Annotated in this window: 8 protein-coding genes; 4 read left to right on the forward strand and 4 right to left on the reverse strand. The window is 39.5% G+C overall.

The window, feature by feature from the left end:
* Positions 1-30 precede the first annotated feature (30 nt).
* Together BM207_RS07850 and BM207_RS07855 are read right to left on the reverse strand one after the other, a co-directional pair.
* Entirely contained in the window at positions 31-2,367 is a 2,337-nt protein-coding gene (locus BM207_RS07850) for a S9 family peptidase (protein ID WP_245768057.1), read from the reverse strand.
* 115 nt (positions 2,368-2,482) lie between these two features.
* Positions 2,483-3,772, reverse strand: a complete 1,290-nt coding sequence (locus BM207_RS07855; protein ID WP_090993033.1) for an alpha/beta hydrolase family protein — start codon at positions 3,770-3,772, stop codon at positions 2,483-2,485.
* Positions 3,773-3,914: 142 nt separating this feature from the next.
* Between BM207_RS07855 and rhaT the strand changes: the two genes are divergently transcribed.
* The 4 genes from rhaT (at position 3,915) to BM207_RS07875 (ending at position 9,922) form a co-directional block, all read left to right on the forward strand.
* Positions 3,915-5,006, forward strand: a complete 1,092-nt coding sequence (gene rhaT, locus BM207_RS07860; RefSeq protein WP_090993034.1) for an L-rhamnose/proton symporter RhaT — start codon at positions 3,915-3,917, stop codon at positions 5,004-5,006.
* A 45-nt stretch (positions 5,007-5,051) separates the two neighbouring features.
* The gene (locus tag BM207_RS07865; RefSeq protein WP_090993035.1) at positions 5,052-7,166 is read left to right on the forward strand and encodes a bifunctional aldolase/short-chain dehydrogenase; all 2,115 of its coding nucleotides are present in this window, start codon (positions 5,052-5,054) and stop codon (positions 7,164-7,166) included.
* Between the two features lie 80 nt (positions 7,167-7,246).
* Positions 7,247-8,530 carry a sugar isomerase gene (locus tag BM207_RS07870; protein WP_090993036.1) on the forward strand — a complete coding sequence of 428 codons (1,284 nt, stop codon included), beginning with the start codon at positions 7,247-7,249 and terminating at the stop codon, positions 8,528-8,530.
* A 12-nt stretch (positions 8,531-8,542) separates the two neighbouring features.
* Entirely contained in the window at positions 8,543-9,922 is a 1,380-nt protein-coding gene (locus BM207_RS07875) for an FGGY-family carbohydrate kinase (RefSeq protein ID WP_090993037.1), read from the forward strand.
* Between the two features lie 170 nt (positions 9,923-10,092).
* On the opposite strand, the gene ctlX is transcribed toward BM207_RS07875, so the two are convergent.
* Both ctlX and BM207_RS07885 read right to left on the reverse strand, forming a co-directional pair.
* A complete protein-coding gene (ctlX, locus tag BM207_RS07880) occupies positions 10,093-10,980 on the reverse strand; it encodes a citrulline utilization hydrolase CtlX (RefSeq protein WP_218155031.1) in 888 nt (295 codons plus the stop codon).
* 61 nt (positions 10,981-11,041) lie between these two features.
* Positions 11,042-12,589, reverse strand: coding sequence for an arginine deiminase family protein (locus tag BM207_RS07885; protein WP_317040284.1), 1,548 nt, complete (start codon positions 12,587-12,589; stop codon positions 11,042-11,044).
* Positions 12,590-12,607: the final 18 nt, after the last annotated feature.

Genomic DNA, 12,607 nt, shown 5'->3' on the forward strand with positions numbered 1-12,607 from the left:
TTTTAGTCGAAATCTACAATACAGGTATTCCTAATTCCTTGCGCCTTTTATTTGATAATCTTTAGGAGGTATAGCATTTAGCAGGTGCGTTACAAAGTAATCCCACCTTCGTCGCATCATGTAGGGACCAAAAGCTCCAAAACCATGCGCACTATTAGGGAACAATAGTAAATCGAATGTTTTGTTCGCCTTAATCAAAGCATCAACTACTAACATGGTGTTAGACGGAGGTACATTATTATCCATCATTCCATGTGCTAACATCAATTTACCCTTTAAATTCTTAGCATAATTTTGGTTTGCCTGTGCTTCATAGTTAGAATTTTCAACCAAACCATTATAACGCTCGCCCCAATCATCCTCGTAGTTACGATTATCGTGGTTTCCCGATTCTGCGATACCTACCTTAAAGAAGTCAGGATAACGTAATAAAGCTGCTGCGGTTGCAAAACCACCACCTGAATGTCCCCAAATACCAACTTTATTCGTATCGATCGGATACTTTGCAGCAAGTTGTCTAATGGCCGTAATCTGATCTGGTAAGGTGTTCTCAGCCATATTGCCGTAGCTCATGTCATGAAAGCTTTTAGAACGGAAAGGGTTGCTCGTGCCTTCAATCATTACTACGATAAAGCCTAATTCTGCTAAAGCTTGATGATCGCCTCTAGATGCCGAGAATGACCAACTCCCAACGCTACCGCCTTGTGGACCAGGATAAATATAGTCTATCACAGGATATTTTTTCTGAGGATCCATATTGGTTGGTGTAAATACCAAACCATAAATATCGGTTTTGCCGTCATTTGCTTTTACCGAAACAGGTGTTGGAGCTTTCCATCCTGTAGCTTGCAAACGTGATACGTCAGTTTTCTCTAAGTCTGTAATCAATTTGCCAGTCATGCTGCGATAAGTCATTACAGGTGGCACATTAGGTTGAGAATAAGTATCGATAAAATAATTCTCAGATGGTGAGAATGTAATTTGATGGTTTCCTTCTTCTGGTGTTAGCGAAACTAAGTTTTTACCATCAAAACCGATTTTATAAAGATGTGCAAAGTATGGATTGCCTGGTTCACGACCAACTGCCATAAACACCAACTGACGATTCTTTTCATCAACCTTTAATAAACGAGTTACTACCCATTCACCTTTGGTAATTTGATTTTTAAGCTTTCCAGTAGTGGCATCATATAAATACATATGACCCCAGTTATCGCGTTCCGAATACCAAAGTATTTCTTTAGAGTTTGGTAAATAACGCCAGTTGATAGCGCCGCGACCTGATTCGAATTGTGTTTTTACGACTTCTTCGAAAACCTCTCTTACTTCACCAGTAGTGGCATTTGCAATCCGGAATTTTTCTTCTTTGTGATCTCTAGAAGTCGATAGAAATGCCATCTCTGAGCCATCAGCCTTCCAGTCAATATCATCTAAAGTACCGCTGCTTGCAATATCATCGCTCATGGTGGCGCGGTGTGGATCTGCAGGAATTTTTAAGCTCACTACGGTTCCAGCCTCTACGTCGATAATCACTCTTCTAATAGTTGGGATTTCTTTGTCGCCTGGAAGTGGATATTTCCAAGCTTTTAACACAGGAGCTCCAACATTGGTGGTAACAAGGTACATATCGCTCGACATCCTTTGGTCTTGCTGAAAAGTTGCTACTTTTTTTGAATCTGGCGACCATCTTACAATTGCCCTTTCACTCGATTTCCAGCCAGCGTTATCTGTAGCATACCCATAATCCTTAATTCCATCTTTTGTGAGCTGTTTTTTCTCGTTTGTCACTAAGTCGCGTACCCATAGGTTATAATCTTTAATAAATACCGCTTTTTTGCCGTCTGGCGATAGCGTTTCAGGTACGCCACCTGCCATGCCAGCACCTCTGCCTCTACCTTGCGGGGCACTAGCGATGGGTTTAACTGGGCTTGAATTGTCGACGCTAATTTTATAGCTTGGTAACTCAACTTTCCATCGCTTTCCATCAGCTGTAACACCAATTGATTTTCCATCGGCGGCATAGTAAAGCGCTGTAATTGGCAATTTGTTAGCTTGATAACTTGACCCAGCTGCAGTAGAAAGTGTAGCGGCCATTTTCTGGTGATCAAATGCAGGTAGCTTACCCTTTTTAGCTGGATCTACTAAAACAAAATTCGTTCCTTGGGCTGTTGCAATCGAATACCAAAATCGATCTCCTGCCAACCAGTTGGGCCTTAAATTAGCCTTATCTATCAAAGATTCGGTATTGTAAGCCATAAATTTCTCAGCACGTTCATAGTCCTTATCAGTTAATGACCTGCTTTGCTGAGCCGTGGCGCTTAAACTTAGCGCACAACCCGTTACAAATAGTAAATATCTATTCATCATATTAATTAATCTAAAAGCATTTAAATTCGATGTAAATTAAAATTTTTACATCTGCTTTTACGAATTGGGATAGAAATGTTACCTAATTAATAGGTGCTAGCCTATACAACGATTGTTATTTACCGATTTTCCTTTCCTTTAACCAAGTTTCCATGGTGTTCCAAAAACCGTCGGCATATTTCCAACTTAATGGCTCGTTGGAATAGCCACTTTTAACTACCATTCCGGTATGTCCCATAGTGGGGATAATTTTAACAGTATAATCTTTATTACTTGCTATTGTTAAAGCTTGCTTAACTAGTGGGTAGCTTTTTTGCGAATTTACATTCCAATCCTTCTCTGCCATTAGCCATAATGTTGGCGCTTGAACTTTCTTTAAATAATCATAAGAATCGTAAGCCAGGTTTGCCTTTAGCCAGATCCACCATTTTGCTGAACTTGGAGATTTTACCCTTTCTTCTGGGAAGAGTTTTTTGTACCAGTTTTTGCTGTTGTGGCTCTTCAATACCTCATTGCCTTCTTCCCATGTTTTACCGGCTGCAGCAGCAAGCCAATGTCTGCGGTACATACCGATTATCTCTTCAACTTCAACAATGTTGAAGCCATCAGCCAACAAAGAACCCCTATATTCATGGCTGATCGTTTCTAAAACACTTTCGCCAGAGCCTACGCGCATTAGCAGAAATGCTAAATCTTTTGTCTTTGCAGCTGCCATTGAACCAACCCAGCCTCCCTGGCTATTACCCAATATGCCAATTTGTTGATGATTTACAATTGGTATGGTTTTCAGAAAGCTGATGCCAGCACAGATGTCATCCGCTAAGGTTTCTAAACTAGCCGTCTCCCAGTCGCCGCTCGATAAACCTGCACCTCTTTTATCAAACGTTAATACGCCAATTCCCAATTGTAAAAAGTAAGTCGTGAAGAAACCTACGCCACGAGTACTTGCACCAGAACCATGCGCAAATACTACAACAGGGTGAGGGCCTTTGGAGTCTGGAAGATATAAATCGCCTTTAAGCAAAGTAGTATCGCTTTTGAAAGAAACTTCTTTGCGAATATGACTACTTATTTTCTTGCCAATAAGCTGTTTATCTCCTGTTTGAAGCTTTAATTGTTCAATTACTGCTCCTTTATATTTAAACGAAAATATTTTAGTACTGTCGTTGTTGTCTCTAAATTGATGTTTATCGATCGTTATTAAGGCACCTAGCTGTAAGGTTTTAAGGTCTAAATAAACAAGGCTCTTGTTAATTTCATCAAAAATACCAAGGGTGATTTTATGTTGATTTCCAAAATCATAAGTGCCTTCAAAAGGATATAGGGCTGATTTATTTGTTGTTTGCTGCTGGGCTATAAGCTCAAGCGAACTAGAAAGTAAAATGAGGAAAACAAAAATGCGCATGTTAAATTGATTTTGTAGTATGACGCTAGTTCAAAATTGTAGGTTACACGTTACATACATCTTAAATTTATTTTTCCATAACAGTTCATAACAGTTAAATTTTTAGCAATTTATACATTCGGCTAACCAAACATAAATAACCATGCAAGCAATTTTAGGGGTATTTTTTCATTTTATCGGAGGTTTTGCCTCTGGTAGCTTTTACATTCCATATAAAAAAGTAAAGGGTTGGGCTTGGGAAAGCTATTGGATAGTAGGTGGTATTTTTTCATGGCTTATTGTTCCACCGTTAGCTGCTTATTTAACTATTCCAGACTTTGCGGGAATTATTTCGACCACTGGCGGACAAATTTTAGCGCTTACTTACTTTTTTGGCGTATTGTGGGGAATCGGCGGATTAACATATGGTTTAGGCGTTCGTTACTTAGGTGTTTCGCTAGGAAGTAGCATTATTTTAGGGCTATGTATGGTTTTAGGTTCTATCCTTCCATCCATTTATTTCGACGTTTTTCCGCAAGAAGGCAAGGATACATTCACTATGTTTTTAACTACAGAATGGGGTCGCATGGTATTATTGGGCTTATTAGTTTGTGTAATTGGTATTGTGATTTGCGGCAAAGCAGGGATGATGAAAGAAAAGGAATTAAAAGCATCAACAACTGATCCGCATGGCATGGAAGTTAAAACAGAATATAAATTTGGCTTAGGTTTGTTTGTAGGAATTGTTTCCGGTGTTTTAAGCGCGTGCTTTAATTTTGGGATCGAAGCAGGAAAGCCTATGGCCGATGCTGCAAATGCACTTTGGAAAGCTGCTAATCCAAGCGAAACAGGGAATTTCTTATTTCAAAACAATGTGACCTATATCGTTGTGCTTTGGGGTGGCTTAACAACTAATTTTATTTGGTGTATGATTTTAAATGCCCGTAATAAAACTTTCGGTGATTATACAAAACCTACCGTTCCATTATTGAAAAATTACATTTTCTCTGCCCTTGCAGGTACAACATGGTTTTTGCAGTTCTTTTTCTACGGTATGGGCGAAAGCAAAATGGGCAATGGAGCAAGTTCGTGGATTTTACACATGGCATTTATCATTTTGATTGCCAATATGTGGGGAATAATCTTAAAAGAATGGAAAGGCGTGTCGAGGAAAACCTTTATTACCGTAGTAGTCGGAATTATTACCATTATAGCTTCTGTACTGATTGTAGGCTACGGAAATTCTATTAAATAAGCAGTTTTCAACAACGAATAAACCAATAAATAAAAAATCTAATATATGTCGGTTAAAGAATACAAGTACGTAAGTTACCTATGGGATGAGGAAGAAGCTAGCAAATTGGCTGGAGATGAAGTAGCGCTTTTAATTTATCGCTCCAACTTATTAGGTGCCGATTTGCGTTTAACCAACTATGGTGGTGGCAATACCTCTTGTAAGTTGATGGAAAAAGATCCGCTAACAGGTTCCGAAACTGAAGTGATGTGGGTAAAGGGTTCCGGTGGCGATTTAGGTACCTTAAAAAAGAGTGGCTTAGCTGCGCTGTACATTGATCGCTTAAGGAGCTTGAAAAATATTTACAGGGGTGTGGAACATGAAGATGAGATGGTAGAGCTATTTAACCATTGTATTTTTGATCTAAGCTCGAAAGCGCCTTCAATTGATACACCATTACACGGCTTTTTGCCTTTTAAACACATAGATCACTTGCACCCTGATGCAGCTATCGCAATTGCGGCTGCTAAAGATGGAAAAAAGATTACAGAGGAACTTTTTAATGGTACTATTGGTTGGGTGGAATGGAAGAAACCAGGTTTCGAGTTAGGCTTGCAACTGAAACAATGCTTAGCTGAAAATCCGGGTATCAGAGGAATTATGTTAGGCTCTCATGGCTTATTTACTTGGGGAGATACTGCTTATGAAAGTTATATCAATACTTTAAATGTAATTGAGATTTGCTCTGATTATCTGCAAAATAACTATGGTAAAAAAGGACCTATATTTGGTGGACAACAAATAGAAAGTGCCGATGCGGCGCAACGTAAAAGACAAGCAGCTGCATTAGCGCCAGTTTTACGTGGATTGTGCTCATCAAAACAACACATGATAGGTCACTTTACCGATGACGCGCGAGTTTTGGAATTTATCAATTCAAATGATTTAGCACGCTTAGCGCCAATGGGAACTAGCTGTCCAGATCATTTTTTGAGGACTAAAATAAGTCCGCTGGTATTGAATTTATCAAGTAATGCAGATCTGACTGATGCAACCGCTGTTAAAGCTACGCTAGTACCTGCTTTCGAAGCTTACAGGGAAATGTACACGGAGTATTACGAAAAGTGTAAGCATGCTAATAGTCCAGCCATACGTGATACTAATCCTGTCGTAATTTTATATCCAGGTGTTGGAATGTTTACTTTTTCGAAAGATAAACAAACGGCAAGGGTAGCGGCCGAGTTTTATATCAATGCGATTAATGTAATGAAGGGGGCAGAAGCGATTTCTGAATATACTTCACTACCACACCAAGAAGCTTTTAATATTGAATATTGGTTATTAGAAGAAGCGAAATTGCAGCGCATGCCAAAACCGAAGCCCCTTACTGGTAAAATTGCTTTAATAACAGGAAGTGCCGGAGGGATTGGTAAAGCTATTGCCAAGAAATTTGTTTCGGAAGGTGCAGTAGTTATCTTAAACGATATGAATGCCGAGCGTTTAGCTGAGGCAGGAGAAGAATTTAAAGCTATGTATGGAAAAGACGCTTACAGTACTGTTTCATTAAATGTAACCAGTGCAGAAGATATTAATGCCGCCTTTGATGCTGCCGCATTAGCTTTTGGTGGCATTGATATCGTGGTGAACAATGCTGGATTATCAATCTCGAAAACAATCGGCGACCATACCGAAAAGGACTGGGATTTATTATATGATGTTTTGGTAAAGGGCCAGTTTTTTATCACGCAAGCTGCAACAAATACTATGCAAAAGCAAGATATTGGTGGCGATATTATTAATATTGTAAGTAAGAATGCTTTGGTTAGTGGGCCTAATAATGCAGGTTATGGTAGTGCAAAAGCTGCTCAATTGCATCTGAGTAGATTAAATGCGGCAGAACTAGGAGCAAATAATATCCGTGTAAATGTGGTTAATCCCGATGCTGTAATTAGTGACAGCAATATTTGGGCAGGTGGTTGGGCCGAGGGTAGAGCCAAAGCATATGGTGTAACTGTGGCCGAATTGCCTGCTTATTATGCAAAACGCACCCTGTTGAACCAAATCATTTTACCTGATGACATTGCCAATGCATGCTTTGCTTTTGTAGGAGGCTTGCTGAATAAATCTACCGGAAATGTATTGAATGTGGACGGGGGAGTTGCCATAGCATTTGTGAGATAGGCACTTTGACAACCGAAAGGTTGTCAAAGTGTTTAGGTAAAGGGTGAGAAAAGTGTGGAAAAAAAAATAAAATACTTAACATGAACATCGAGAAAAATCAAATAGCACAGCATAACGATACGCTTTTAGGTAAGCATCAAAAACAACTTTCTCATTTAAAAAATGAATGGGAATCTGTGGATATAGAGAAAGTGATTCAAAAACTGGTAGACTTTCAAATTGCTATCCCAAGCTGGGCTTTAGGCACTGGCGGCACCCGCTTTGGCCGTTTCGCTATCAATGGCGGTGAACCGCGTAACATCGAAGAGAAAATCGAAGATGTCGGTTTATTACATGCACTAAATGCTTCAAGCGGAGCGATATCATTGCATATTCCCTGGGATATTCCTCAAAATCCCGAGCAGATTAAAAGCCTAGCTGCTAGCTACGGACTTAAGTTCGATGCTGTAAACTCTAACACTTTCCAAGATCAGCCCGGACAGGCTTTAAGCTATAAATTCGGATCTTTGCAACATGTTGACAAAGCAGTTAGAAAGTTGGCCATTGAGCACAATGTTGAAGTAATTAAACAAGGTATAGCCTTGGGTTCTGAATCCTTAACTGTTTGGTTAGCCGATGGATCTTGCTTCCCAGGACAGCTTAACTTTAGGAAGGCTTTCGAAAATACTTTAAACAGCTTACAAGAGATTTATGCTGCATTACCTGCTAACTGGAAGATGTTTGTAGAATATAAGGCTTATGAGCCTAACTTTTACTCGACTACGGTTGGCGATTGGGGACAGTCGTTATTATATGCTAACAAACTGGGTGAGCAAGCCTATACTCTGGTCGATTTAGGACACCATTTGCCAAATGCTAATATCGAACAAATTGTTGCGTTGCTGTTAATGGAAGGTAAACTAGGCGGTTTCCATTTTAATGACTCCAAATACGGGGATGATGATTTGACAACCGGAAGCATTAAGCCATATCAACTTTTCTTGATCTTTAACGAATTGGTTGAAGGGATGGACGCACGAGGCATGGATCATGCCACTAGCTTAGGCTGGATGATTGATGCGTCACACAACGTTAAAGACCCATTAGAGGATTTATTACAATCAATTGAAGCGATCATGATTGCCTATGCTCAAGCGCTGTTGGTAGATCGAAAAGCGTTAACTGAAGCGCAACAAAATAATGACGTGGTTGCTTGTCAGGAAATTTTACAACATACGTTTAGAAGTGATTTAAGATCCATTGTAGCCGAGGCCCGACTAAGGGCGGGTGCAGCTCTGTCGCCATTAAATTTATATCGTAATTTAGGGTGTAGAAAAAGCTTAATAGGTGAACGCGGTCAAAACACGGTGGCTACCGGTTTATAATCAACAGTTAAGATGCCTATACCAGTTATTGCAATATTTGATGTTGGGAAAACCAACAAGAAGCTCTTCTTGATCGACGAGAACTATCAAATTGTGTACGAACGCTCAGCCCGTTTCGTCGAAACGGTTGATGAAGATGGAGAACCCTGCGAAAACTTAGAGAGCTTGCGTTCATCAGTATACGATTCATTACATCAGGTATCAAAAATGGCCGAGTATGAGATCAAAGCGATCAACTTTTCTACCTATGGTGCCAGTTTTGTATACCTGGATGAAAACGGTGAGCCCTTAACGCCTTTGTATAATTATCTGAAGGCTTATCCCGAAGCACTAAAAAATGAGTTTTATACAAAGTACGGTGGAGAAGAGCAGCTCTCCCTCCAAACAGCTTCACCAGTATTGGGAAGTTTAAATTCTGGCCTCCAGTTTTATCGCCTGAAAAAGGAAAGACCTGAACTTTTTGCTAAAATTAAATATGCGCTGCATTTACCTCAATATTTAAGTTATTTAATTACCGGTAAAGCAGTTGCCGATATCACCAGTATTGGTTGCCACACCCATCTGTGGGATTTTAATAAGAATCAATACCATCAATGGGTAATTGAGGAGGGGTTAGTTGCCAAGTTTGGAACTTTTACGCCAGCTGATTCAAGTTCAGCATGCCAATTTGAAGGCAAGAGTTATCAAGTTGGCGTGGGGCTGCACGATAGTTCTGCTGCATTGATTCCTTATCTGGCTAATTTCTCTGTTCCATTTGTACTTTTATCAACAGGGACATGGTGCATTAGCTTAAATCCGTTTAATCAAGATCCCTTAACGGCTGAGGAGCTAAAACAAGACTGCCTTTGTTACATGCATTTTAAAGGTAAAGCCGTTAAAGCTTCCAGGATTTTTGCCGGGAATGAGCACGACCAGCAATTGAAACGCATTGCTGAGCATTATGACCGTGCAGCGTATCTTTTCAAGCATTTAAAGTTTAACCCAGGATTGTTCTTAAAGCTCGGAACGAAAGTTCCAGAAAACCAGTTTCCGCAACAGGAGTTCTCTACTACTTCAGCCTTTGGAAAAAGGGATCTTAGTTTATTCAAAACCGCTGAGGAAGCCTATCATCAATTGATTTTCGATTTAGTTAAACAGCAGGTCTATTCGTTGCGGTTAATTTTAAATCCTGGTGTAAAAAGAGTTTTTGTGGATGGAGGTTTTGGTAAAAATGCAATCTATATGCACTTGCTTGCAATATCTATCCCCGATATTGAAGTATATGCTTCTTCCGTTTCACAAGCAACGGCAATAGGTACAGCCTTGTCAATTAATGATGTTTGGAACGATAATCCAATTCCGAATGATATTATCGAGTTAAAGTACTATTCGTTTATACAACGAACTTTATAGTGCTGTTTTTGCGTGGCACGGCCGTCATGCGAGGTAGGGCCGTCATTGCGAGGTACGAAGCAATCTCAATTAGATTGCTTCGTACCTCGCAATGACGGAATAGGATGCCCCCAATGACGGAAATAGCATGCCTTAAACGAAGTAGCATACCTTAAAACAATGACTAACACCTAAACCTTTGGTAAATGTACCTCTGCTAACATACACCTGGCACTGCCACCTCCATTTTTCTCAATCGTGTACAAAGGCGCATGCACAAGTTTGCAATATTTCGTTAATGAAGCAAGTTGATTGCTCTCTAACGATAGGTATGCTTGCTCCGACATTACCAATAAGTCATCTCCAGTATTGCTTTTAATTTCCAGCATATTGCCGGCAAATTGGTTCATCTGCGCAAAGCTGATCTCAATTATTTCTTTACCTGTGTCGATCAAACTTCTTCTTAATGTGTTTTTTTCTGTTTCATCAGGTATTGAATCAAAACAAACTACAGCGAATCGACTGCCAATACACATCATCACGTTAGTATGGTAAATGGGAAAACCTTGATCATCCAGCGCGCTGAAAACTACTGATTTATAGCCTGCTTTGCTGCAAAATTCAGCTAAAACCTTTTCATCTGTTCTTAATGATAAACAGGCATAGGCAATTCTATTTACCCTATCTAAAACCAGACTTCCGGTTCCTTCTAAGAATACATTGTTAGCCTCATTTGCACTCAAATCTATTATCCTCGTAATAACAAAATTTTCATGGATACGGTCTATGATTTCCTTTCTGCGTTCCGCCCTTCTGTTCTCAGAGAACATCGGATACAGGATTACTTCTCCATTATCGTGAAACGAAACCCAGTTATTGGGAAAAATAGAATCGGGCGTTTCTGGAGTTAACGTGTCATCAATTACTGTAACTTCAACGCCATTGTTCCTTAACATCGCTACAAAGCCATCGAACTCTTTCAGTGCCAAGCTTTGTACATTTTCGTCTGACGACTCTTGTTGAAATTTATTATTGCCAGCCGTTTGCGCATTGAATTTAAAATCAACTGGCCTAATCATTAAAATATGGTTGGTAGTCTGCACGATGGTTAGTTGGTTACTGTTTAAATTGGTTAATTGTTTAGCTTAGGTCATCTCTTAATAAAGGAAGACTCATACAGTGAAAACCGCCACGGGCTCTCGATAACTCTGCTGAAGGCATTAAAATTAACGTATCTACTAGCGTATCGGCATTAGCTTTACCGCTTTCTAAATCATTAATCAAATCCTTTACCTTAACGATGTTAAACCCTTTTGCTTTAAATGCTTCAACCGTTTTGTCATTTCTATCGTAACCTAATACTACACCTTCTTTAATGGCCAAAAGGTTACAAGAATCTGTCCATTGTTCACGAGCATCAAAAGGAAAAACACCATTGCCACTGTAAATAAATTCAACAGGTTCGGTGCTCTTAAGGTCGTTTGTGCTAATATCTTCAAAAAGCTGTTCCATGCTCACAAAATGCTTAGGTTTACTTTTATCCTTGTAAAACTGGATAATTTCAGTCTGCTCTTTAGGTTCAGGTTGCACTAAGAAATCAATTGGGGTTTTATATTTATTTTCATCAACACTGGCTATTGAATGCAATAGTACCCACACATTACGTTTTACCTGCGTAAATACCGTGTCTAAATGCATAAAATCCCGTTTATTTGGAATTCTAACAACCGTAACTTTCTCAACCACGTTATTTTCGAATAACAACTTCATCGCTTCGTTGGCGCCATAGGGCGAAGTACGCTCACTACAACCTATAAGTACATGATTAGGGCTAATCATCATTACATCGCCTCCTTCTAAAGTAGTTCTGTTCTCTAACTCTTCACCCGGGCGCAGGAAATGATGCTCTGAATCTGGAATCTCTAATACGTGGTCATGATAATTAGCAAACATGGGGTGATTAAAAAAAATGTAACGCATCAATAAACTTTCGCGTACTCTTGCCTTTTTAGCGGGCTTGTTGAGTAAGATATAGTTGTTGATGGTAGTACCCACATCCCGGGTAAAGATCAGGTTTGGGATAGGAGAAAAGATCATTCTTCCATCTGGCAATGAGCCAGATATCAAAGTTTTAGCCAGCTCCGTAGGTTCAGTTTCAATTAGTTGTAATTGAAGCTTATAAGTACAGCCCTCAATGGCGCAAACCGAAGCACTTAATTTCTTTTTAATAGCAGTATTTTCTAAGACATCTCCCAACAACTGTTGTAATTCGATTACATTTTCTGAAGCGTGAAAATCTTTACTATCAGGTTTAAAAAATGATCTATCAGCTTCATCTGAGTCAATAGTTGCTAACTTTCCTTTAATCTTAGCAGGGTCCAAGAAATACATCAATAACTTCACGTAATAATCGTATTCGTCTTTACGGATCGTATCTAAATGTACAATGTCTTCGAAGAGCCAATCTTGAGCTTTGGAGGGTACAACCTTACCCAGTCCACTATCGGGACTATGGATTAACAATTTTCGTAATCGACCTATTTCAGTATTTACCTGTATTTTGAAATTATCTTTCTGCTCGTTCATATATTTGGTGTAGTGGTGCAAAGCTAGCAGATTTTTTCTGAAAGTGAAGTTTGTTTCCTGAATAGGGATACCCTGAAGGCCGCTCCATGCCAAACCTCTCATTAATCTTTGACTTACGGA

The sequence above is a fragment of the Pedobacter insulae genome (assembly GCF_900113525.1).
GTDB lineage: Bacteria > Bacteroidota > Bacteroidia > Sphingobacteriales > Sphingobacteriaceae > Pedobacter > Pedobacter insulae.